Source organism: Streptococcus sp. HMSC065E03 (assembly GCF_001815045.1).
Classification (GTDB): Bacteria; Bacillota; Bacilli; order Lactobacillales; family Streptococcaceae; genus Streptococcus; species Streptococcus parasanguinis_AD.
In genome coordinates this window covers 75,029-97,191 of sequence record NZ_KV818854.1, presented here as the reverse complement: position 1 = coordinate 97,191, position 22,163 = coordinate 75,029, and the positions used below count along the sequence as shown (strand labels likewise).

Annotated in this window: 23 protein-coding genes and 1 pseudogene; 8 read left to right on the top strand and 16 right to left on the bottom strand. The window is 42.4% G+C overall.

The genetic code is table 11. From position 1 onward, the window contains the following. Position 1: 1 nt before the first annotated feature. The 12 genes and pseudogenes from trpB to hisS all read right to left on the bottom strand — a co-directional run bounded on the left by trpB (position 2) and on the right by hisS (position 11,956). Positions 2 to 1,207, bottom strand: coding sequence for a tryptophan synthase subunit beta (gene trpB, locus HMPREF3002_RS10350; protein WP_049475266.1), 1,206 nt, complete (start codon positions 1,205 to 1,207; stop codon positions 2 to 4). Next, positions 1,197 to 1,784, bottom strand: coding sequence for a phosphoribosylanthranilate isomerase (locus HMPREF3002_RS10345; protein WP_049475265.1), 588 nt, complete (start codon positions 1,782 to 1,784; stop codon positions 1,197 to 1,199). The genes trpB and HMPREF3002_RS10345 overlap by 11 nt, the downstream gene beginning before the upstream one ends. Next, complete coding sequence (gene trpC, locus HMPREF3002_RS10340; RefSeq protein ID WP_070666730.1) at positions 1,771 to 2,538, bottom strand: indole-3-glycerol phosphate synthase TrpC; 768 nt, start codon at positions 2,536 to 2,538, stop codon at positions 1,771 to 1,773. Before trpC ends, HMPREF3002_RS10345 begins: the two co-directional genes overlap by 14 nt. Then, positions 2,535 to 3,539: an anthranilate phosphoribosyltransferase gene (trpD, locus tag HMPREF3002_RS11380; protein ID WP_070666757.1), complete on the bottom strand. Its 1,005-nt coding sequence runs from the start codon at positions 3,537 to 3,539 to the stop codon at positions 2,535 to 2,537. Before trpD ends, trpC begins: the two co-directional genes overlap by 4 nt. A 9-nt stretch (positions 3,540 to 3,548) precedes the next feature. Then, positions 3,549 to 4,109 (bottom strand): annotated as a pseudogene (locus HMPREF3002_RS11375) (aminodeoxychorismate/anthranilate synthase component II); the annotation flags it as partial. Next, positions 4,106 to 5,464 carry an anthranilate synthase component I gene (gene trpE / locus HMPREF3002_RS10330; RefSeq protein ID WP_070666727.1) on the bottom strand — a complete coding sequence of 453 codons (1,359 nt, stop codon included), beginning with the start codon at positions 5,462 to 5,464 and terminating at the stop codon, positions 4,106 to 4,108. The gene trpE and the pseudogene HMPREF3002_RS11375, both read right to left, overlap by 4 nt. Positions 5,465 to 5,978: 514 nt before the next feature. Next, positions 5,979 to 6,341, bottom strand: coding sequence for a DUF1304 domain-containing protein (locus tag HMPREF3002_RS10325; RefSeq protein ID WP_023920162.1), 363 nt, complete (start codon positions 6,339 to 6,341; stop codon positions 5,979 to 5,981). Positions 6,342 to 6,356: 15 nt separating this feature from the next. After that, on the bottom strand, positions 6,357 to 6,785 hold the full coding sequence (locus HMPREF3002_RS10320; protein ID WP_023920160.1) for a MarR family winged helix-turn-helix transcriptional regulator: 429 nt from the start codon (positions 6,783 to 6,785) through the stop codon (positions 6,357 to 6,359). Positions 6,786 to 7,053: 268 nt separating this feature from the next. Further along, complete coding sequence (locus tag HMPREF3002_RS10315) at positions 7,054 to 7,683, bottom strand: HAD-IA family hydrolase (protein ID WP_049472504.1); 630 nt, start codon at positions 7,681 to 7,683, stop codon at positions 7,054 to 7,056. Continuing rightward, positions 7,680 to 8,957: an MATE family efflux transporter gene (locus tag HMPREF3002_RS10310; protein WP_070666725.1), complete on the bottom strand. Its 1,278-nt coding sequence runs from the start codon at positions 8,955 to 8,957 to the stop codon at positions 7,680 to 7,682. Before HMPREF3002_RS10310 ends, HMPREF3002_RS10315 begins: the two co-directional genes overlap by 4 nt. 50 nt (positions 8,958 to 9,007) lie before the next feature. Beyond that, positions 9,008 to 10,492: a threonine synthase gene (thrC, locus tag HMPREF3002_RS10305; RefSeq protein WP_049472502.1), complete on the bottom strand. Its 1,485-nt coding sequence runs from the start codon at positions 10,490 to 10,492 to the stop codon at positions 9,008 to 9,010. Between the two features lie 180 nt (positions 10,493 to 10,672). Next, positions 10,673 to 11,956 (bottom strand): histidine--tRNA ligase, encoded by a 1,284-nt coding sequence (hisS, locus tag HMPREF3002_RS10300; RefSeq protein ID WP_070666754.1) that lies wholly within the window; start codon positions 11,954 to 11,956, stop codon positions 10,673 to 10,675. A 170-nt stretch (positions 11,957 to 12,126) separates the two neighbouring features. Between hisS and HMPREF3002_RS10295 the strand changes: the two genes are divergently transcribed. Further along, positions 12,127 to 12,468, top strand: coding sequence for a metal-sulfur cluster assembly factor (locus tag HMPREF3002_RS10295; RefSeq protein WP_013904437.1), 342 nt, complete (start codon positions 12,127 to 12,129; stop codon positions 12,466 to 12,468). A gap of 158 nt (positions 12,469 to 12,626) precedes the next feature. On the opposite strand, the gene HMPREF3002_RS10290 is transcribed toward HMPREF3002_RS10295, so the two are convergent. Then, a complete protein-coding gene (locus HMPREF3002_RS10290) occupies positions 12,627 to 13,901 on the bottom strand; it encodes a uracil-xanthine permease family protein (RefSeq protein WP_070666723.1) in 1,275 nt (424 codons plus the stop codon). Between the two features lie 585 nt (positions 13,902 to 14,486). Further along, complete coding sequence (gene ilvD / locus HMPREF3002_RS10285) at positions 14,487 to 16,190, bottom strand: dihydroxy-acid dehydratase (RefSeq protein WP_070666721.1); 1,704 nt, start codon at positions 16,188 to 16,190, stop codon at positions 14,487 to 14,489. Positions 16,191 to 16,377: 187 nt separating this feature from the next. On the opposite strand from ilvD, the gene HMPREF3002_RS10280 reads away from it, so the two are divergent. The 4 genes from HMPREF3002_RS10280 to rpmG all read left to right on the top strand — a co-directional run bounded on the left by HMPREF3002_RS10280 (position 16,378) and on the right by rpmG (position 18,101). Then, a complete protein-coding gene (locus HMPREF3002_RS10280) occupies positions 16,378 to 17,400 on the top strand; it encodes an SPFH domain-containing protein (protein WP_070666718.1) in 1,023 nt (340 codons plus the stop codon). Between the two features lie 2 nt (positions 17,401 to 17,402). Further along, positions 17,403 to 17,603: a type II toxin-antitoxin system antitoxin gene (locus tag HMPREF3002_RS10275; RefSeq protein WP_003011522.1), complete on the top strand. Its 201-nt coding sequence runs from the start codon at positions 17,403 to 17,405 to the stop codon at positions 17,601 to 17,603. Positions 17,604 to 17,753: 150 nt separating this feature from the next. Beyond that, on the top strand, positions 17,754 to 17,936 hold the full coding sequence (gene rpmF / locus HMPREF3002_RS10270; RefSeq protein WP_003009516.1) for a 50S ribosomal protein L32: 183 nt from the start codon (positions 17,754 to 17,756) through the stop codon (positions 17,934 to 17,936). A gap of 15 nt (positions 17,937 to 17,951) precedes the next feature. After that, the gene (gene rpmG, locus HMPREF3002_RS10265; RefSeq protein ID WP_001265622.1) at positions 17,952 to 18,101 is read left to right on the top strand and encodes a 50S ribosomal protein L33; all 150 of its coding nucleotides are present in this window, start codon (positions 17,952 to 17,954) and stop codon (positions 18,099 to 18,101) included. Positions 18,102 to 18,451: 350 nt separating this feature from the next. On the opposite strand, the gene HMPREF3002_RS10255 is transcribed toward rpmG, so the two are convergent. Further along, the gene (locus HMPREF3002_RS10255) at positions 18,452 to 19,405 is read right to left on the bottom strand and encodes a helix-turn-helix transcriptional regulator (protein WP_070666713.1); all 954 of its coding nucleotides are present in this window, start codon (positions 19,403 to 19,405) and stop codon (positions 18,452 to 18,454) included. A gap of 193 nt (positions 19,406 to 19,598) precedes the next feature. Between HMPREF3002_RS10255 and HMPREF3002_RS10250 the strand changes: the two genes are divergently transcribed. The 3 genes from HMPREF3002_RS10250 to HMPREF3002_RS10240 all read left to right on the top strand — a co-directional run bounded on the left by HMPREF3002_RS10250 (position 19,599) and on the right by HMPREF3002_RS10240 (position 21,820). Then, the gene (locus HMPREF3002_RS10250) at positions 19,599 to 20,219 is read left to right on the top strand and encodes a 3'-5' exonuclease (RefSeq protein WP_023920119.1); all 621 of its coding nucleotides are present in this window, start codon (positions 19,599 to 19,601) and stop codon (positions 20,217 to 20,219) included. A gap of 108 nt (positions 20,220 to 20,327) precedes the next feature. After that, entirely contained in the window at positions 20,328 to 21,017 is a 690-nt protein-coding gene (locus tag HMPREF3002_RS10245; RefSeq protein WP_023920118.1) for a hypothetical protein, read from the top strand. Next, on the top strand, positions 21,014 to 21,820 hold the full coding sequence (locus tag HMPREF3002_RS10240; RefSeq protein ID WP_023920117.1) for an Nmad3 family putative nucleotide modification protein: 807 nt from the start codon (positions 21,014 to 21,016) through the stop codon (positions 21,818 to 21,820). Before HMPREF3002_RS10245 ends, HMPREF3002_RS10240 begins: the two co-directional genes overlap by 4 nt. A gap of 167 nt (positions 21,821 to 21,987) precedes the next feature. Here the strand turns inward: HMPREF3002_RS10240 and HMPREF3002_RS10235 are convergent. Continuing rightward, positions 21,988 to 22,163, bottom strand: a 176-nt coding sequence (locus tag HMPREF3002_RS10235) for an SdpI family protein (RefSeq protein ID WP_141754512.1), incomplete at its 5' end; no start/stop codon positions are given.

Genomic DNA, 22,163 nt, shown 5'->3' with positions numbered 1-22,163 from the left:
CTTACTCTCCTCTCTCTTGTTCTAGGCGGTCTTTGACTTGTACCACATCTTTATCCCCACGACCTGATAAGCAAACGATCATGGATTTTTCAGGCCCCATCTCCTTGGCCAATTTCACTGCATAGGCGATAGCATGGCTCGATTCCAGAGCTGGAATGATTCCTTCTACTTTTGAAAGCAATTGAAAGGCTTCTAGGGCTTCTTGGTCTGTCACAGGCACATAGGTTGCCCGCTTGATATCATGGAAATAAGAATGCTCTGGCCCAATCCCAGGATAATCGAGACCTGCTGAAATCGAGAAGGCTTCTAAAATCTGTCCATGGGCATCCTGTAAAACATCCATCAAGGCACCGTGAAGGACTCCCGGACGCCCCTTGGTCAAGGTTGCTGCATGCTGGTCTGTATCTACTCCAAGCCCAGCAGCTTCTGCCCCATACATGGCAACAGATGTATCTTCAACAAAAGGATAAAAGAGGCCAATGGCGTTCGATCCGCCTCCTACACAGGCTAAAACTGCATTTGGTAATGCACCATCATTTTGCTCTGCAAATTGGCGTTTGGCTTCTCGACCGATGACACTTTGAAAATCACGGACAATCTCTGGGAATGGATGAGGTCCTAGAGCAGAACCCATGATATAGTGGGTATCCTCCACATTTGCTACCCAGGCTCTAAGGGCAGCATTGACCGCATCCTTGAGAACACGTGAACCATCTGTTACTGATTGAACCTTAGCGCCCAATAACTCCATCCGAAAGACATTGAGGGCTTGGCGTTTGACATCTTCTTCCCCCATGTAAATGGTACATTCCATATCAAATAAAGCAGCAGCTGTTGCTGTTGCAACACCGTGCTGGCCAGCTCCTGTTTCTGCGATGATCTTCTTTTTGCCCATCCGGTGTGCCAACAAAACCTGTCCTAGGGCATTATTAATTTTATGAGCCCCTGTGTGGTTGAGGTCTTCTCTTTTAAGAAAAATCTTGGCTCCGCCGACATACTTGGTAAGATTCTTAGCGTAATAGAGCGGTGTTTCCCGACCGACATATTGTTTCAAAAGGTGATCCAATTCTGCTTGAAAAGAAGGATCTGCTTGACTTTCTCTATAGGCTTCTTCTAATTCTAAAACTGCTGTCATCAAGGTTTCAGGGACAAATCGTCCCCCGAACCGCCCGTAAAATCCGTTTTTATCTGGTTGTTTATATGCCATGCTTGACCCTTTCTATAAATCGTTTTATCTTTTCTTGATCTTTTATTCCATTTGTCTCGACCCCACTGGATACATCCACCGCATAAGGATGAAAGAAGCGAATGGCATCTGCTACATTGTCTTCCGTCAAGCCTCCTGCAATAAAGAAGGGCTTTGTAACGTTTTGACTTTCGAGTTCTTGCCAGTTAAAAGTCTCTCCACTTCCTGCTACAGGAGCATCAAAGAGCAGATAATCGGCACTGGTCTCAGGAAGAGCTGCATCTTTCCCCACTTGAACAGCACGAATCGTCTGTTGGGGAAGCTCTTGCAAGATGGTATCATCTATCGGCCCATGCACTTGTATCAGATCCAACCCTACAACTTGGCAAGCTTGCTCCACTTCTTCTCTTTGTGGTGATACAAAAACACCGACTTTTTGAACCCTCTTTGGAATATCTGTAGCCAACTGCCGAGCTTGCTCCAGCGTCACTTGCCGTTTGCTTGGTGCAAAGACAAAACCAATGTAGTCCGCACCGGCCTCAACAGCTGTCTGGACAGCTTCCGGAGTGGACAATCCGCAAATTTTAACCTTTGTCAATCTGCAACTCCTTTACTTTTTCAGCCACATTGTCTGCCTTCATGAGGGCTGTCCCAACGAGAATGCCATTAAAATAAGGAGCCAGCATGCGCGCGTCTGCTGCTGCGAAAATAGCAGACTCAGAGATGTAAACCGGTTCTTGTTCAAAATTGGTCGCCAATTCCAGGCTAGTATGAAGATCAGTCTCAAAGGTCACCAAGTTGCGATTATTCACCCCGATGATCTGAGCACCAATCCGGTGAGCTACCTCTAGTTCTGTCAGATTATGGGTCTCCACCAAGACCTCCAGGCCAAGATGGGTCGCAAACTCATAGAGCTCTTGCAGACGAGTCTCTGATAAGGCTGCAACAATCAACAAGATCACGGTCGCCCCTGCGTTTCGTGCCCGAATTATTTGCTTTTCATCCACAATAAAATCTTTATTGAGGGTGGGAATACGCACTTGACTAGATATTTCCCGGAGATACTCGATACTGCCCTTGAAAAAAACTTGATCGGTCAAGACAGAAATCATCACGGCCCCATTTTCTTCGTAAGTCTTAGCCTGCGCGACGATATCCACATCGACATGAATATCTCCCAGACTCGGGCTAGCCTTTTTCACTTCCGCAATGACCTGAAGCTTTTCTGGATGACTCTTTAGGTAATCATACAGGCGGTAGGTCTCGCGCAAAGGTTGGAGTTCCTCTTCTTTCATCGCAGCCACTTCACGCGCCTTTTCCTTTAGAATCTTTGGCAAGAATTCTTGACTCATTTTTGATACTCCTGTAATAATCTCAATTTCTCAAGGGCGGCCCCACTGGCAATCACTTCACGTGCCAAGGCAATCCCCTCCTTGATAGAATCTACTTTGCCGTTGGCATAAAAACCAAGGCCAGCATTCAAGACAGTCACCTCTAAGAAGGGACTCGCTTCATTCTTCAAGACACTGAGCAAAATTTCTGCATTGCGTTTAGCGTCTCCACCACGTACTTGATCAATTTCGATGCGCTCCATTCCCATATCTTCTGGTTGAAAGCTGGATAAGGTAACCTGTCCATTTTCCAAAATAGCGAGCTGGGTTTCTCCATCAAGGCCTGCCTCGTCCAAACCTTGTGGGCCACTCACCACCACTGCGCGTTTCCGACCCAAATTCTTTAGAATCTCTGCCGTACTTTCCAGCATATCCAGACGACTGGTTCCCAATAGCTGTGTTTCTAGAGGAATCGGATTAATGAGAGGACCGGTCAAATTCATCACCGTTGGAACTCCTAGCGCCAAGCGAGCTGGCATAATATAGCGCATGCCAGGATGCAGATTTTTGGCAAATAGAAAGACAATGCCCGCTTTTTCAAACACTCGTCCTAAATCTTCTGGACCCAAATCAAGGTTAATCCCTAGAGCTTCTAGGACATCAGCAGAACCGGATTTAGAAGAGATCGAGCGATTCCCGTGTTTCGCCATCTTGACACCACCACCAGCGAGAACAAAGGCAGCTGTTGTTGAAATATTGAAACTATAAGAACGATCGCCCCCCGTTCCACAATTGTCCATTGCTCCTTGAACTCCTGTAGGAATAGCGATCGCATGGGCCTGCATCACTTTTGCAATAGCCGTCCGTTCTTCAACAGTTTCCCCCTTCATTTTGAGGCCTAGAAGTAGGGCCGTCACCTGCGCTTCTGAAGCACGACCAGCGACAACTTCCTCCATGGCCGCTTCTAATTCTGCGCTGGTTAGATCTATTCTTTCCGCTACCTTTGCAAGCACTTGTTTCATTTTTCGCTCCTTGACTAGTTTGACAAAATTTTCGATGGTCTTAAGCCCATCTGGCGTCCCTATACTTTCTGGATGGTATTGAAAGCCATAAATCGGTAGGCTACGATGCTGAATCCCCATAATGGCTTGATCATCCGTCGTCCGAGAGGTAATGACAAAATCCTCTGGCATGTCTTCAATCGTCAGCGAATGGTAGCGCATGACTGGGACTTCTTTTGCGACACCCGCGTATAGCGGAGAGGGAGCTTCTAGCTGGATCTGGCTTTGTTTGCCATGCATGACCTGTGGCGCCAATCCCAAGCGCCCTCCAAAAACTTCCGCAATCGCTTGATGTCCCAAGCAGATCCCCAAGATTGGTTTGATCCCTGCGAAATCTCGGATCATCTCCTCCATCTTGCCCGCATCCTTTGGCCAACCTGGACCTGGAGAAAAGACCAAGGCATCTGCTTCTTGGGCAACTTGGTACAGATCCGGATCATCATTTCGAAGCACCTGGACCTCATCAAATTTTCCGATATACTGTGCTAAATTGTAAGTAAATGAATCGTAATTATCGACTAATAAAATCATCCTTCTTCTCCAATCCTTGTCATCGATTTTGCCTTATTGACGGTTTCTTGGTATTCATTTTCAGCAATCGAATCATAAACGATTCCTGCTCCGGCCTGCACATAAGCCTTCTTATTTTTGAGGATCATGGTTCGAATCGCAATAGCAAAATCAAGATCCCCCGTCACAGAGAGATAGCCAATAGCTCCCGCATAGACGCCTCGTTTCTCTTTCTCTGCTTCATAGATCCGCTTCATGGCTCGAATCTTGGGAGCACCCGAAACGGTCCCCGCTGGAAGAGTTGCCTTCAGAGCCTCAATGGAGGCTAGTCCAGGAAGTATTTGCCCCTTGACCACACTCGTCAGGTGCATGACATAACGGAAGAATTCCACTTCCATATATTTGGTCACTTCAACCGACCCATTTTGAGCGATACGTCCAATATCGTTTCGCCCTAGATCCACCAACATCTGGTGTTCTGCGACTTCTTTTGGATCCTCTGCCAAATCAGCTGCCAATTTCCGATCACTCTCTTCATCGATCCCTCTTGGACGCGTGCCCGCAATGGGATTAGTCGTCACCACTCGGTCCTTGACCGATACCAGACTTTCTGGACTGGCACCGATAATTTGGTACTCCCCAAAATCATAAAAGTAGAGATAATTCGAAGGGTTGGTCACGCGCAAATTGCGGTAATAATCCAATGGTTTACCCGAAAAATCAGCTGAAAAACGTTGACTGAGCACGCATTGGAACATATCTCCTTTTCGAATATAGTCCCGCGCTAGGGCCACCATTTCCTCAAACTCTTTTTGCTCCAAATGATTGTGGAAATGAAGCACATGCAGGTCCTTGTCCTGAAACTCTTCTTTTGCAGGTCTTGCCAATTGTGCTAACACTTGCTCCAAGCTCGACGCTTGCTCTGCTTCACTCCGTCCACTATAGAGGTTCTCTTCCACCACATAGACCTTTTCCTTTTTGTGATCAAAAATCACATAGCTTTCATATAAGAAAAAGTGAAGATCTGGTGTGCCGATCGTATCTTCAGGAATGGAACCAATGTTCTCATAGAGGCCAATCAAGTCATAGCCGACAAATCCAATCGCCCCACCGTTAAAAGGAAGCTCTTCAGAAGTTCTCGTTTTGACCGTGATGCGATTCAAAAAGTCCAAAGGATCCTCTTCAACAATTTGATCATTGTAATAGAGGACGCCATTTTCAAACTTGACTTCACTGACTGGCCGATAGGCTACAATTGAAAAACGCGCATTCTCTTTTTCACGAGGAATTGACTCTAAGATCATTTTATGGGGCGCATCCAAACGCATATAAGCCAAAATTGGACTCAACACATCAGCAGATAAAACTTTTTTCATATCAGAAACCTCTCTTCTAGAACTCTTTTATTCTAAGGAATTCAGCCGTACCCTACTTCGCTTGCTAAGGCGATCAAGGTTATCCCATCGCTCAATTCTCGCTTTGGGATCAATGTGCCTAAGCTCGCTTCGCTTGCTAAGGCACATAGAAAAGCCCTCACACAAAAACTGTGTGAGGGCGTAGTGTCCGCGGTACCACCTCTTTTATAGGGAAAAATAGCTGGTCTTTCCCTACATCTCTATCTCCTCTATCAAGGAGTTGCACGGTAAGGGGTGCCAACCGAATTCACATGGGTTAGAATTCATTGATCATAACAGTCCAATTTTCATCAGTCGCTATTGCTTGTTCACAATTCCCACAAGCTCCCTGAAAATAGCCGACTCATTACTTTTCTGTTGCTACCATTATAACCCTTTTTCTTAGAAAGTCAATAAAATTTTTAGTCTTTTTTTATACTTTTTTCTACACTTATTTAATAAAATCAGATCAAAGAGCCCTAGGGGCCTGTCCTTTTTATCCCAAAAATAGGATACTCAACAAAGCCAAAATTGCAGGACCACCTTGGGTCAAGATAATCTTTTTATTGGCTGTCATCGCACCGTAGGCCGCAGCTCCAATAATAAAGAGCACGAAAATCGTAACAACTTCACTATTTTTAGAGACAAACAATCCATACAAGAGGAACACCCCAATCAAGGCATTGTATATCCCTTGATTCTTAAATAAAGAGGTCACAGATGGGCGAGCGAGTTCTTCTTTATCCATGTTGAAAACCCGACTTGTGGTATCAGATGTGGTTCTGATGCTCTCCAAATAAAAAATATACAAATGCTCCAGTGCAGCAAGACTTGCTAAAATAATCGTCAGTAATGACATCGTAGATTCCCCTTTTTATTCAACTGTTATTTGTTCAATGCCAGATACTAATTTGTCCAGCAGGTAAGAAAATTGCTCTTGTTCTTGAGCAGTCAAAATCCGACTCATCTGTTCTTTCACCGCCACATGATAGCGAGGGGGATGTTTGACCAAACGATTATAGGCCGTATCCGTCAAATGAATTAAGATTTCCCGCTGATTCTTTGGATTTCGACTCCGATGGACAAATCCTTCCTTTTCTAATATTTTGAAATGTCGGGTTAAAGCCGCTGGATCAATCTGCAAGCGCTCCTGAACCGCGATCTGATTGCAAGGCGCTTGTTCTAACAAATCCTGCAAGATTTGGTAACGTGTTAAGCTAATCCCTAGGCGCTTTTCAAATAACTGTGTAGTTGATTGATCTGCCAAGCGTAGTTGGTAGAGCAAATCATTTATTTCTGCCATGTCCCTTCCTCTATTCATTTTTGATAAATCAATAATTGACTAATCAATTATAAAACATTTCATATCCTCTGGCAAGAAAAAGAGCTTGCACTATTCTTTCACACAAAAAAAGCCGCCTGATTTGGCGACTCTTAGGGAGATTATTATGAAAAAGAAAAGTTTTAGGATTTTTCTAAACAAAGTTAGGAGGTCTTTGTTTATGCTTCTATTATAGCGGACATTTCTTAAAGAAAGCTTACGACTTTATTTCAAAATGAAAACAAATTCTTTACAGATTCTTTTCAGCGTTTAAAATAGCTGGGATATCTAGTAAGGTGTTCATCTGATGATTGCCTTGATAGTCAGACGTCAAGAAATTGATACTCTGAATCTGGCTATTTCTTGCAAAGTCAATATCCAGGCTCCGATCCCCAATATAGTAGGTATTTTCTGGCTCCAACCCGTACTTCTCCATCAGATACATGGCAGCTTCTGGGTCAGGCTTGCGGGCAAAACCACTTTGACTGGTCAAAATCTCTGTAAAAAAAGATTCCAAACCCAAGTCCCGTAGGATGACAAAGGCATTCTCTCCCTTATGGGTATAGACAAACTGCTCAATTCCAGCTTCTTGTCCCCAGGATAGGACATCACGCGCCCCATCCATCAGAAGGACCTGGGCATTTTTCTCTGCTAGACTTTCAGCTCGGCGATGATTCAAGTCAGTCACATCCAGATGATACTCCTCCGCCACGGCTACTAAAAGATCTTGAACCGAATGCTTCAAGATGAAATCTTTAATGCTGGCTCGGTCAAACGGAAGCTGATAAGTTGCATAGGTCTCCTCAAGACCTGCCAGAATAGCATCATAGGAATCCAGCAAGGTCCCATCCAAATCCCAAATAAAGGCTCGTTTTGTCATTTTTTCTCTCCTACTTTTCGTCTATATAGCTGACTCAAAAATAGCCAACGAAAGCCATTGTCGAGCAAGGTCCCAGTCCAGACCCCTGGAAGGGCAAAGCCAAGAGTTACTCCAAGCAGATAACCGGCTCCAATTCGAATGACCCACATGCCAATCGTCGTTGCATAAAATGGAAGCTTCCCATTTCCCAAGCCTTGCCAAACAGCTGTATAGATGACCGTTCCTGCTGTAAAGGGCGTTCCCAACAAAGAAAAGAGGACAACCGACAGGCTAGCTTCTACCGCTTTCACATCTTGTGTGTAGAGATGGGTCAGAAGGGTGCCACCAAAAAAGATACTCAGAGCAATGGGCAACATCAACACAAAGGATAAGCAGTAAGACTGCTTTCGAAGGCGGGCAATCTGCTCAAGATCACCTTCACCCAAGCTCCGTGCTACGAGCATGACCGTCGCTGTGGCCACCCCAAACACAGGCATGTAGTTAAACTGGGTCAAGGTCTCTCCGATGGCATTTCCTGCGACTGCCTCGGTCCCAAAAGCAACCACGATCGCAATGATCACCACATCTCCGGCCCGCATCATCAGCCGCTCTCCGGCAGCTGGAAGTGCTAAGTTCAAGAGCTTACGATCCAATCCCCAACGAAGGGGGGCAAAGGGTAGCTGGACCTTTTGCCACAAGAGGATGACGCCCACCAGACGGGCCAGCACAGTCCCCAAAGCCGCACCAACAATGCCCCAGCCAAAAAGGAAAATGGCCACAGAGGAGAATAAAGCATTCAAAACATTGGTCAACAGGCTCACATACATAGGAATACGTGGATTGTTGGCCACCCGAACCAAGGAGCCCAAGGTCGTCATCAAGCCTAAGAGAACTATGGTCCCGCCGACCAAGGAAAGGTAAATCCCCCCGCTTTCGGCTACTGCAGCTTCAGTCCCCAACAGCGAAATCATCTGGCGTCCAAATAACAGCGAAGCCCCTCCTAAGAGAGCACTCAACAACAAGGTCACCTTCAGTGACTCTGTCGCATGGTAGGCAATGTTGGCTTGATTTTTTTCACCCAAGCTTTTGGACATAACACTGGCAACTGCCGCACCCAGTGCCAAAAAGATGGCTTGATAGATGGTGATGATATTCCCTGCGACGGAAACACCTGAAATGGCAATCAAGCCCAGGTGAGCCACTAAATAAGAGTCCACCATGCCCATCAGCATTTGTAAGAAATTTTCACCCATGGCAGGAAGAGCGATATTTAAGATTTTTTTGTATGAATTCATGAGTATATAAAAGAGCCAAACGGCTCTTTTGATCTTTCTAATACAGAGAATTAAAGTCCCAAGTAGTCTTCTACGGCTGCTTGCATGTCTTTGGCTGCCACGCTTGTACGATGGCGAACCGGTGCAGTTTCAAGGCCGTCTACAGCCGGTGGCACAGGAACACCTGAGAGTGTGTGTAATTTAGCCAAGGCTTCGAAATCGCCTAGACCTGTCTCGCCTGTCACCGCTTCTACTGCCACAACAGGGAATTTGTAAGGACTTGCTGTAGAGGCAATGACTGTTTTAGCAGTATCCCCTGTTTGGCTCCGGTATTTTTGATAAACGGCTGATGCTACGGCTGTATGAGGGTCTTCGATGTAATCAGACGCTTCATAGACCCGCTTGATCTCTGCAGCAGTTTCTGCTTCATCTGCGTATGCAGCCGCAAACAAATCTAAGATGTCTGCATCAAAGTTGGACAATTGGTACTGACCTGTTGCAACGAGGCTTTCCATCAACTCTTTGGTCTTTGTGGCATCATTGCCTACCAAGTGGAAAATCAAGCGTTCCAAGTTTGAAGAGACCAGGATATCCATTGATGGGCTGGTGGTCACCTTGAACTCACGTTTCTTATCATAGACATGTGTTTTGAAGAAGTCTGTCAAGACATTGTTTTCATTTGACGCACAGATCAATTTTCCAACTGGAAGACCGATTTGTTTGGCATAGAAAGCTGCCAAGATATTTCCAAAGTTTCCTGTTGGGACGGTAAAGTTGACTTTTTCTCCCGCTGTGATTTGGCCTGTCTTCACCAATTGCGCATAGGCGTATACGTAATAGACAACCTGAGGCACCAAACGACCAATGTTCATAGAGTTGGCTGATGAGAATTGCATCTTGTTGGCTGCTAATTTTTCACGGAGCGCCACATCATTGAACATGTGTTTGACATTGGTTTGGGCATCGTCAAAGTTTCCATCGATGGCGATGACATGGGTATTGTCCCCAGTCTGAGTCGTCATTTGCAATTCTTGCACCTTGCTGACACCATCTTTTGGATAAAAGACAATGATCTCTGTCCCTGGAACATCGGCAAAACCTGCCATCGCAGCTTTTCCTGTATCTCCAGAAGTCGCCGTCAAGATGACAATTTTATTTTCCAAACCGTGCTTTTTAGCTGCTGTTGTCATAAAGTAAGGCAAGATCGACAAAGCCATATCTTTAAAGGCAATGGTGGAGCCGTGGAAGAGTTCCAAATTGTATTGCCCATCGAGTTTGACAAGAGGAGCAATAGCTGGGGTATCAAACTTGCTGTCATAAGCATGAGAAATACAGTAGTCCAACTCTTCTGCTGTAAAGTCGTCCAAAAAGGCTGACAAAACAAGCTTGGCCACTTCTTGGTAAGAAGCGTCTTTGAGGGTATCAAAATCCAGCTCTACTTGAGGATAAGAGACTGGAGTAAACAAACCGCCATCTGTCGCCAATCCTTGAAGGATGGCTTGACTAGCTGTTACAGTATTTTTTTCATCTCGTGTTGATTGGTAAACTAATGTCATGACTGTTTCATTCCTTTACTAGTAGTCTTCTCATTATATCATAAATGTCAGAAAATTTAACGGCTTTTCGCCAAATCTTGGCAAAGGTCGGCAAATAGAATCCAGATAAAAGAGAGCAGGCGCAACGATTTTGCCCCTACTCTCATGCGAATCTCTTTTACAGGTGTCTGAAAGATTTGATCAAGCCAATCCCAACTCTGCTAAAACAGATGGGAAGTCTTTCTTCAAGCTTTCAAGAGCTACCGTTACTTCTTGACGAGTTTGGTTATTTTTCACAGTAACTTGACCGCTCTCAACTTCACTACTTCCTAAGGTAATCAAGGCTTTGGCCGCAAAGACATCTGCTGACTTAAATTGTGCCTTGAGTTTGCGTCCAAGATAGTCACGTTCTGCCTTGAAGCCTTGGATTCGAAGGGCCTGAACCAAGCTAAGCGCTGCATCATTGACTTCATCTCCTAGGACAGCGATATAGGCATCTAGACCTGTTTCGATCGGTAATTCAATGCCTTTCTTTTCAAGAACGAGAAGGATCCGTTCCACACCGATACCAAATCCAAAACCAGCTGTCGCAGGGCCGCCGAAGTATTCAACCAAACCATCATAGCGACCACCCGCACAGACTGTCAATTCATTACCTTCAATTTCTGTAATGAACTCAAAAATCGTGTGGTTGTAGTAATCCAAGCCACGCACCATATTGGTATCGATGACATAGGCTACCCCTAAGTCTTCTAACATCCGACGAACCGCATCAAAATGCGCTTGGCTTTCTTCATCTAGATAGTCTAAGATGGAAGGAGCCTGTTCAACCGCGGCCTTGTCTTCTTTTTCTTTTGAATCCAAGACACGAAGCGGATTTTCTTCTAAGCGACGTTGGCTGTCCTTAGACAATTGGTCCTTCATTGGCAAGAGATAATCAATCAAGGCTTGACGATAAGCCTGACGACTAGCAGGGCTTCCCAAGGTGTTCAAGTGCAAGGTCACATTGTCAATTCCTAATTCTTTCAGGAATTGCGCTGCCATGGCAATGGTTTCGACATCCGTTGCAGGATTGCTCGATCCAAAGCATTCTACCCCAATTTGGTGGAATTGACGCAAACGACCTGCTTGAGGACGTTCGTAGCGGAACATTGGACCTATGTAATAGAACTTACTTGGTTTTTGTACCTCAGGCGCAAAGAGTTTATTTTCTACATAGGAGCGGACAACAGGAGCTGTTCCTTCTGGACGAAGCGTGATATGACGGTCTCCCTTGTCATAGAAATCATACATTTCTTTGGTAACGATATCTGTCGTATCCCCTACTGAACGGCTGATGACTTCATAATGTTCGAAGATCGGTGTGCGGATTTCATCATAATTGTATCGCGCAAAGACCTTGCGTGCAAAGCCTTCTACATATTGCCATTTCGCCGAATCGCCAGGAAGGATATCCTGGGTCCCTTTTGGTTTTTGTAATTTCATAGCTTTCATCCTTTGTCTTACTTTTGCCTCTATTTTACCACAAATTCGAAGAGAAATGGAGACTGGACCGAATTTCATTCGTTCGACACGTTCAAAACCTCTTTCTCTTCTTGCCTTATCAGCCGAATTATGAGAAAATGGAAGCCATACTACACTGAAAGGATCTTGCGATGAGAGAGGATATCAAAATCAATGACCGCGCCCTGGCACTAGAGAAGTCGTTAATCGAAAAATTGGAGCTTGTATTTGATACCGATGTCGAGTTAGATGTTTATAATCTGGGACTGATCTACGAGATCCATCTAGATGAAGCCGGCACTTGCAAGGTGGTTATGACCTTTACCGATACGGCTTGCAGCTGTGCTGAGAGCCTTCCGATCGAAATCGTCGCTCGCCTAAAAGAAATCGAGGGGATCGAAGATGTCAAGGTTGAAGTGACTTGGTCACCCGCTTGGAAAATTACACGAATCAGCCGATACGGGCGCATCGCCCTTGGTCTTCCACCACGATAATAAGCATTACCTTTTAAAAAATGCATTCAACTAATAAAGGAAGGCCTCTTTGGAAATCCGATCCACAATAAAAACGAGGAACAAACTCTGCCATCAGAGTTTGTTCCTCGTTTTTATAATGTTTGAATCCATTCAAACTTTTTCACTGCCAGAATGGACTAAGCCTCGTCAACTTTTGGTTCTGGAAGGATTTGATACAACACAATTCCAAGAATGGTTGACGTTGCCACACCCGTGATTTGAAGACCACCGAGGTCAATCATCAAACCACCGATCCCTGATACTAGGATCACACTTGCAATCAAGAGATTCTTTTTATTATCAAAATCAATCTTATGTTCAACTAAAATTTTCAAACCGCTAGCAGCGATAACCCCAAAGAGGGCAATAGACAAGCCTCCCAATACAGGAGTTGGAATGGAGTGCAAGAGTGCTGATAGCTTCCCAATAAAGCTCATGACAACCGCAATCACTGCTGCGCCTGAAATAACGTAAACTGAGTAGACCTTACTAAGGGCCATAACCCCAATGTTTTCCCCATAAGAGGTTACCGGAGGAGCTCCAAAGAATCCAGCAATAATCTGTGCCAAGCCATCTCCAGTAAGCGTATGGTCAAGCCCTGGATCCTTGAAGTAATCACGCTCAGTCAAACTATTTAAAACCATGAGGTGACCAAAATGTTCCGTCATGGTCACAAAGGCAATCGGAGCCATGGTCAAAATCGCACTTGGATAGAGTTTAAAGCTATAATCTACAAATGGAATGTCAAAGTTTGGAACTTGAATCCAATGCGCCGCACTTACCTCTGAGAAATTGACAAAACTATGTCCTGTCAGCAAACCAAGAGCCAATGAGAAAATATAGCCCACAATTAATCCAAGTAAAATTGGGACGACACCGACAATCTTCTTGCCATACATGTTAAATAGGATAACCGCAAAGAGGGTCACCATCGAAATCAATAGAGCATAGCCGCTGTAGCTATTATTTAAGGTTGTCGCATCAGTGACGGCATTCTTCGCAAGACTCAAACCAATTACCATGATAATGGGACCAACCACGATTGGTGGAAGGACCTTATTAATCCAATCTTTACCCGCATGCTTAACAATCAGAGCTACAAACAAGTAGACCAAACCGCCCGCCATGGCACCTTGGGCAACCGCTGCGATTCCATCTGTCTTCATCAACATCTGCATAGCAGCAATATAAGCAAAACTAGATCCCATGTAGGCTGGAATCTTATACTTGGTCACGGTTAAGTGAGCCAAGGTCCCCAAACCAGATGAGAACAAAGCAATGGCAGGATCAATCCCAACCAAAATCGGCACCAGCACTGTCGCCCCAAACATGGCAAACAAATGCTGGAAAGATAAACCAATCAATAAACCAGGTTTTGGCATATCATTCACATCATATTTAACGTCATTCACGATCGTAAAAACCTCCTAAAATTAAGATGCGACAAGCTATGGCTGAACAAAAACGTGTACCTTCGATGACCAAATCGTAAGGATGGACTCCCTGCTTCCATCATCGACGATTTCTTTTTTATCAAACCACTTTTCAATATACAAAAAAATCCCCCACAACAAGGAGATACACAAAATATAGGCTGGTCTTCCCAGGCCTTTCATTTCCATAGCTCCTTGCCTGCCTCTCTGGACAGTATTAAAGGATTGATTCGATTAGCCACAATTATAGCAAATTATAGACGGATTTACAAGAAAAATGACAGATGATACACTCAAATCCCCCAAAAAGTAATATTCATACGCTTCAGCGACAGGGTTAAAAATAGCGACTTTGAGCCAAAAAAGGGGCTGGGACAAAAGTCCTAGCCTCTCAATTGTTTTTGGATGTCGAGCAAGATGCAGTGGTTGAGTGGGCTCTAATACGCTGATTTCATCAGCTTTTACAGCCCTACTCAACTGTGCGGATGTGGGACGATGAAATCGAATTCTAACGAATTACCGATTTCTGTCCCACTCTCTCTTTGGACAAAGTCGTCCTTGTAATTACTGTTTACCAGACTGTTCCATATTCCAGAAGTCGGTCACAGCACCACGTGATGCGGAAGAAACGATATGGGCGTATTTACCGAGAACCCCACGGCTATACAGTGGTGGCAAGGTTGTTTCAGCCTTGCGTTTCGCCAACTCTTCGTCTGAGACGTGCATGGTGATTTCTTTAGTATCTTGGTCAACTGTTACCAAATCCCCTGTATGGAGGTAGGCGATTGGACCGCCGACCTGAGCTTCAGGCGCGATATGTCCAACAACGAGACCGTAAGTCCCACCTGAGAAACGACCGTCTGTCAAGAGGGCCACCTTGTCCCCTTGGCCTTTCCCAACGATCATAGATGACAAGGACAGCATTTCCGGCATACCAGGACCACCCTTAGGTCCTACAAAACGAACAACAACAACGTCGCCATCCACGATTTCATCCGAAAGAACCGCTTCAATGGCAGCTTCTTCGGAGTCAAAGACCTTAGCAGGACCCGTGATGTTACGAACTTTCACACCTGATACTTTGGCGACTGCCCCTTCTGGAGCCAAGTTCCCTTTCAAGATGATCAATGGACCATCCGCACGTTTTGGATTTTCAAGTGGCATGATAACTTTTTGACCTGGTGTCAAATCAGCAAAGGCTTCTAAGTTTTCAGCTACTGTTTTACCAGTACATGTGATGCGATCCCCATGAAGGAACCCATTCTTAAGAAGGTATTTCATAACGGCTGGCACACCACCGACATTGTAAAGGTCTTGGAAGACGTATTGACCAGAAGGTTTTAAGTCTGCCAAGTGAGGCACGCGCTCTTGGAAATCATTGAAGTCTTCAAGGGTCAAGTCCACATTGGCTGCGTGAGCAATCGCGAGCAAGTGAAGAGTGGCATTGGTGGAACCACCTAGCGCCATGGTCACGGTAATAGCATCTTCAAAGGCTTCACGGGTCAAGATGTCAGATGGTTTCAGTCCCATTTCCAGCATCTTGACAACAGCACGACCTGCTTCTTCGATATCGGCCTTCTTATCCGCTGATTCAGCAGGGTGAGAAGACGAACCTGGCAAGCTCATCCCAAGGACCTCGATCGCTGTCGCCATGGTGTTGGCCGTATACATCCCACCACAGCCACCAGGGCCAGGGCAGGCGTTACATTCCAGTTGCTTCACTTCTTCAGCCGTCATATCACCGTGATTCCATTTCCCAATTCCTTCGAAAACAGAAACCAAGTCGATATCTTTCCCATCGAGATTCCCTGGAGCAATAGTCCCACCATAAGCAAAGATCGCTGGAATATCCATATTTGCAATGGCAATCATCGAACCAGGCATGTTCTTATCACAGCCCCCGATGGCTACAAAGGCGTCGACGTTGTGACCGCCCATAGCCGCTTCGATAGAATCCGCAATGATATCGCGAGAAGTTAAGGAGAAGCGCATTCCTGGAGTCCCCATAGCGATCCCGTCCGCAACCGTAATAGTGCCAAATTGGACTGGCCAAGCACCTGCATCTTTCACGCCATCTTTGGCCAATTTTCCAAAATCGTGGAGGTGGATGTTACAAGGGGTATTTTCCGCCCATGTCGAAATCACTCCAACAATCGGTTTCTCAAAACTTTCATCGGTCATTCCCGTCGCGCGAAGCATGGCACGGTTGGGAGATTTTACCATGCTATCGTAGACACTACTACGATGGCGTTTGTCTAATTCTGTCATGTCATTCCTCTCGTTTCATTTTTTACCATTATAGCATAAAAGAAGGCCCAAAGACAGAAGAAAATTCTTGAATTTTCAGACAATTCAGCTTGCTCGCTTTCTTGCTAAAATAATTTACAGTTATATCTTGACTTTTGTTAGCAAAGTGATATCATTTAGATATCACAAAGAAAGAAGGGTTCGTCCCATGGAAGAAAAAATTTTAACCCAAAAGAAAAACGGCTTAGCTGCCCTTATAGGCTTGCTAGTTGGGGATCTTGTCTTAGTTTTAGCCTTTATTAGTGCGATTGCTAGTCTACCAGAAGGTTTTCCACTTGCGATTGCAGTTATTACCTGTATTTTTCTCTTTATTGCTAGTCTGGTGTGCTATGCGGGGATCAAAATTATTAAACCGCAAGAGGCCTTGGTTTTGACCTTGTTTGGGAACTATATTGGAACCATTCGAGAAGCGGGTATTTACTTTGTCAATCCCTTCTGTGTCGCTGTCAATCCTGCCAATAACACCCGCTTGGGCCAAAGTGGTGATGTCACCACCAAGTCATCCATGTCTGTCAGTAAAACAGCAGAAGGTAACAATATTTCTATCGAGACAGGTAAAAAGAATATTTCCTTAAAAGTGATGACCTTGAATAACTCTCGTCAGAAGATTAATGACTGTTTGGGAAATCCTGTAGAAATCGGTATTGCAGTCACTTGGCGTGTAGTGGATACGGCTAAAGCAGTCTTCAATGTGGATAACTACAAAGAATATCTCTCATTGCAGTGTGATAGTGCTCTTCGTAATATTGTCCGCATCTATCCTTATGATGTAGCTCCTAATGTCGATACGACAGGAGACGGCCAGGCAGATGAGGGTAGTCTAAGAGGTTCCAGTGAAATTGTGGCCAGTCGTATTCGAGAAGAGATTCAAGCACGTGTAAAAGAAGCTGGGCTCGAAATTCTTGAAGCTCGTATTACCTACTTGGCCTATGCTCCAGAAATCGCAGCTGTCATGCTTCAACGCCAACAAGCTTCTGCCATTATCGATGCGCGGAAGATGATTGTCGACGGAGCAGTTGGGATGGTTGAAATGGCCCTTGAACGCCTGAGCGAAGGAGAGATTGTAGAGCTAGACGAAGAACGGAAGGCTGCCATGGTTTCGAACCTTCTTGTCGTTCTCTGTGGCAATCATGATGCACAACCAATTGTTAATACGGGAAGTCTCTATTAAGAATGGCTGACCAAAAGAAAAAACAGATTCCACTTAGATTGTCAGCCAAGTTATATGCTGCTATCGCATCATGGGCAGAAGATGACTTTCGATCGGTCAATGGGCAGATCGAGTACCTGCTGACAGAATGTGTCAAACAACGAAAAAAGGATGGCAAATACGTTTCGGAAACGATTGATGAGCCATTTGAAATAGACCTTTAAGGAGAACTCCTGTCCCATTTGATGGGGCGGGAGATTTTTTTAACAATTTTTTGTCAAGTAACTTTACTTTACAAAAAAGTTTTGTTATACTGTTAAAGTTGATGAAAATCAAACCTAATTGAATTTATATCTTAAAAGGAGAAAAACGAAATGGCAGTACCTGCACGTCGCACATCAAAAGCGAAGAAAAACAAACGTCGTACGCACTACAAAGTAACAGCTCCATCTGTAAACTTTGACGAAGCAACTGGAGATTACTCACGTTCACACCGTGTATCACTTAAAGGATACTACAAAGGACGTAAGATCGCTAAAGCTGCATCAGCTGAATAATAGAAGGGAGATACCATGCGCGTAAATATTACACTTGAACACAAAGAATCTGGTGAACGCTTGTACCTTACTTCTAAAAACAAACGTAACACTCCAGACCGTCTTCAATTGAAGAAATACTCACCAAAACTTCGCAAACACGTTGTGTTTACAGAAGTTAAATAATTGAGTTTAAAAAGCCTTTGAAATCAACGTTTCAAAGGCTTTTTTCTTTTTTCCAAATGCAGTATATTTCAGCTCAATCACTACCTTTTTCTCTACCTTTTTTGGAAAAGTTTCAATGAAAATACTAGCTACATTATGGAAAGAACATGGAGACCTATGACTTTCCGAAAATAAATCTTTCCCTGAAAATTTGGAATTTGAAACGATGAACATGCAAAAACAACCGGAAAAGAAACAGTTCCCAACTAGTTCTTCTCTGGTTGTTTTTTATAAATCATACATAAAATAAACTTTCCTAAAAAGAGAACCGGATGACTCTTTTAAAAATCTAATATATATTAATGATTAGTTCACTTTCTATACTGATCTAACATATTGTTGATTGTTTGTTTTAAATCATCTACTAATTTTTGAGGTTTAGTGATCACCAAACTATCTCCCTGACTTAGTAGCCACCTTTTGAGACCTGGAGTATATTGCGTTTCAATCTCCATAACTGTCTGATTTTCTTCTTGACTTAAAATTTTTGTATTGGGAAATTGATCCAGAACAATAGAGGGATCATTATTAAACTTGAGCCTGATTTTTATGAGAGATCCTGAAAATGCATCAACTTTCATGTTTCTCACATCTCCATCACGAAACTTATTGCGATGGGGTATGTTTGGTTTCTTACTATCGCTTAATTTCCATCTTTTGATACGATCAATTTTAAACGTTGTATATGTCTCATGCTTAAGGTGATATGCAACTAAATAGAAATAGTGAAAATCATAATACATTGAGACTGGGAAAACGATGTGCTTTTTTACAACATCCGTATAGGGACTTTTATATTCTAATTCAATTACTTGTTCATAAATAATCTTTTCTGAGAGCTCCCATGTTTTAACTATACGATCTTGCTTGTCAGAGATTGGCTCGTAATTTAATTTTTCGCTAGCTATAACTGATTCGATTAATTTTTTATCATCTATTGAGAGTGTGTTTAATAAACTATTTATCACTCTATTAAATTCATTTTTATTTAATGCTCTGTTTTCCAACAATATTTTAGATATAAACAGTACTTCTTGCTTTTCTATAGTTGATGGTCGATCTATTGAATATTTTTTTATATCTCTATTGTAAACAAGATTACCTAAAATACTTGAATGAACAGACACAAAATATCTCAAAAATGATAAATCTCTTTGTATTGTTCGTTCATTAACTTCAAATTCATCTGCTAGAGATTTCTTTTGTAATTTCTCTCCAAAAAACAAACGTAAAAATATATTAAGAATTCTTCCTTGATCATTCATATTGATTACCCCACATATTAAAAATTATAACATACTAACAAACCTTACAAAATTTGTTTTTTACAATCTTGACAATTAAAAAGGACAAATATTGTCTATCTGATCTGATATAATTAACACATAGTGAGTTTCTCACTAATGCTTTTAGAAAAAATTTAATTAATATTTTACCTTTACTTAAGGAGTTTGGATCATGGAAGAAATGCAAATTGTTTATCAAGGACAACATCAATCTTTTGAATCTTTATCATATATTGTATTCGATATAGAAACAACCGGATTAAATGCCACTAAAGATGAACTTATTCAAATTAGCGCCGTAAAAATTGAAAAGGGAGAGAAAATTGATAGTTTCAATGAGTATATTACTCCTTCTCAACCTCTCAGTGATTTTATAAAAAAAATTACCAATATTACAGATGAAGATATAATGAATTCAAAATCATTACCAGAAGTACTACAAGACTTTTTAGATTTTGTTCAAGATAGTGTACTTATTGCTCACAATATAACTTTTGAAATGAAGTTTCTTCAAGAAAAACTAAAAAATTTTCATTACCTGCCATTAGAAAATACGTATATCGATTCTCTGGAACTCGCTCACCGTATTTATCCAGATAGAAAAAGGTATGGGCTTGTGTCACTGATCCGAGATTTTTTGAACAGTGAAGACTATAGTGGCCAAGGTTGTTTGGCAGGTGTAAACGCGCTTTGCAAACTGTTTCCTATCATGTTAAACGAAACCCTAGCCAAATATAATTTTAAAGAAATTGAACAACTAAATGATTTACCCGTAAAAAATCTATCTATATAAAAAATGTAATTCTAGAGTTTTTTATCTTTTGTCTTTGAAAAATTCCCTACATTGACAATACTTGCACTAGGTAAATTATAGATTTTATTTAGGAGAAAATAGATTATTATGAAAAAACAAACTATTGTTTATTGTTATAGGATGACCCATGATTATGGTATAAATCCTTGTGTTTTTACTGAAAATTATGATAAAACACCTCAGCTTCTAAGTGAAGGTGGTTGTATGCAGCAGTTAAGAAGAAACATTAAGAAGAACTGGGCCGATAAAATTAATAATAATGAAGTGGATGCATACATAATGGCGATAGCTGGCCATTCGAAAGATGGTCAACAGTGGAAAGATGACCAAGGCACCTTTATTACCCCCAAATACAATCATTTAATTTTTGTGGCTAAAATTAGTGAAATTATGACTATGGGAGAATATTTAAGATCTCCAAAGTCAGAAAATCGGCGGGATTCGTATACTTATCAATGGATGATTGAGCATGATGGATTGCATAATACTCATTTTATGAATGAGGTGGTTATTCTCGCAGACCGTTTTAGCTATTTTGGAAAATCTCCTCTTGAAATACCTAAGGAAATCCTTTCCTTTTTTCCTATGGGAAGCCGAGCTAGACTAAATGGCAAACCATTTCCGCGATGGAATGCAAAAAATGGTTTTTATAATTCAAATGATCGATTTATGGATACTCTAGAGTTAGCAAATTTTGCTGAGAATTTACTAGGATCACAAAACAAAATTATTGATTTACCATACCATCCATTCTACATAAAAGGAAATAAACTATGAAAATTATTTTATCTAGAAAAGGGTTTGATTCATCTAATGGAGGAATTCCAAGCCCAATCTTACCTGACGGAACCTTATTATCATTACCAATACCTGGGAAGTTTGATAACTTATCTTTTGATGACTTAAACTATAACGGGGTTAGTTTCTCAAATATTTTAAGACAATTGAGAGGAACTGAAGATAAGACTAATCATTATAACTGCCATCTTGACCCTGATATAAGAGAAGGTCTGAGAAATGTGCCTGTCTCTGACTGGAAACCTGCATTTGGACAGATTAATAGTTCGCAAGGTTTACTACGAAACCAAAATGTTGCGGTTGGGGATCTTTTCCTATTTTTTGGTTGGTTTAGACAAACCGAAGGAGATATTCAGAATGGAACACTACATTTTAAAAAAGGTTCACCTGATTTAAATATTATTTATGGTTATTTGCAAATTGGTGATCTAACAAATAATCAAGATATATTGAAAAAAAGTTATTCTTTTCATCCTCACTCTAACAATCATCTGATCAATGCTAAATCAAATATGTTGTATATGCCCAGTGATAAATTAGCATTTTCATCTAATTATAAAGGTTATGGAACATTTGATTTTGATGAGAAGAGGGTATTAACCTTGAGAGGAAAAAGCCGGAGTGTTTGGAAAGAAATCCCTGCATTAAGGCCTGAAAATCTATGTGGTAATCATAGAAATTCTGCTAAAAACGAGGGAATACAATATTCTGGAATATGGCAGGAAAAAGTATTAGTGGAGAACAAAATCTCAACTAATTGGGCAAAAAGTCTATTTTCGTAATTGGAAGGCAAATTAATGCATATTCTAGACATTCCAGCAAGAGGAAACATCTACCAAACTGTTGACCTGAATTGCTATCGGCATAAGAGCGTATTCTTATGAAAACAAGCAAAAACAACCGGAAAAGAAACAGTTCCCAACTAGTTCTTCTCTGGTTGTTTTTCATACTAACGATTTTTCCGACTTAATTGATAAGAGTACATCACAGGGATAAACACAATGGCGAGGATGACCAGCACCAATACATAAGAAAGCGCGAATTGAAGGCCTGCTTCAAGTAGAAGAATCAAACCTCCGAGGACCCACAACTTCCCTGCCAAGCGATGGGTTTTGTGCCAGTTAT

Coding starts and splice junctions, on each gene's coding strand:
- thrC (WP_049472502.1), bottom strand. CDS start 10,492: ATGACATTAGTTTACCAATCAACACGAGATGAAAAAAATACTGTAACA.
- trpC (WP_070666730.1), bottom strand. CDS start 2,538: ATGAGTCAAGAATTCTTGCCAAAGATTCTAAAGGAAAAGGCGCGTGAA.
- trpE (WP_070666727.1), bottom strand. CDS start 5,464: ATGAAAAAAGTTTTATCTGCTGATGTGTTGAGTCCAATTTTGGCTTAT.
- HMPREF3002_RS10255 (WP_070666713.1), bottom strand. CDS start 19,405: ATGAATGATCAAGGAAGAATTCTTAATATATTTTTACGTTTGTTTTTT.
- HMPREF3002_RS10245 (WP_023920118.1), top strand. CDS start 20,328: ATGAAAAAACAAACTATTGTTTATTGTTATAGGATGACCCATGATTAT.
- ilvD (WP_070666721.1), bottom strand. CDS start 16,190: ATGACAGAATTAGACAAACGCCATCGTAGTAGTGTCTACGATAGCATG.
- HMPREF3002_RS10325 (WP_023920162.1), bottom strand. CDS start 6,341: ATGTCATTACTGACGATTATTTTAGCAAGTCTTGCTGCACTGGAGCAT.
- trpB (WP_049475266.1), bottom strand. CDS start 1,207: ATGGCATATAAACAACCAGATAAAAACGGATTTTACGGGCGGTTCGGG.
- HMPREF3002_RS10280 (WP_070666718.1), top strand. CDS start 16,378: ATGGAAGAAAAAATTTTAACCCAAAAGAAAAACGGCTTAGCTGCCCTT.
- HMPREF3002_RS10275 (WP_003011522.1), top strand. CDS start 17,403: ATGGCTGACCAAAAGAAAAAACAGATTCCACTTAGATTGTCAGCCAAG.
- rpmG (WP_001265622.1), top strand. CDS start 17,952: ATGCGCGTAAATATTACACTTGAACACAAAGAATCTGGTGAACGCTTG.
- HMPREF3002_RS10315 (WP_049472504.1), bottom strand. CDS start 7,683: ATGACAAAACGAGCCTTTATTTGGGATTTGGATGGGACCTTGCTGGAT.
- HMPREF3002_RS10295 (WP_013904437.1), top strand. CDS start 12,127: ATGAGAGAGGATATCAAAATCAATGACCGCGCCCTGGCACTAGAGAAG.
- HMPREF3002_RS10250 (WP_023920119.1), top strand. CDS start 19,599: ATGGAAGAAATGCAAATTGTTTATCAAGGACAACATCAATCTTTTGAA.
- trpD (WP_070666757.1), bottom strand. CDS start 3,539: ATGAAACAAGTGCTTGCAAAGGTAGCGGAAAGAATAGATCTAACCAGC.
- rpmF (WP_003009516.1), top strand. CDS start 17,754: ATGGCAGTACCTGCACGTCGCACATCAAAAGCGAAGAAAAACAAACGT.
- HMPREF3002_RS10320 (WP_023920160.1), bottom strand. CDS start 6,785: ATGGCAGAAATAAATGATTTGCTCTACCAACTACGCTTGGCAGATCAA.
- HMPREF3002_RS10240 (WP_023920117.1), top strand. CDS start 21,014: ATGAAAATTATTTTATCTAGAAAAGGGTTTGATTCATCTAATGGAGGA.
- hisS (WP_070666754.1), bottom strand. CDS start 11,956: ATGAAATTACAAAAACCAAAAGGGACCCAGGATATCCTTCCTGGCGAT.
- HMPREF3002_RS10310 (WP_070666725.1), bottom strand. CDS start 8,957: ATGAATTCATACAAAAAAATCTTAAATATCGCTCTTCCTGCCATGGGT.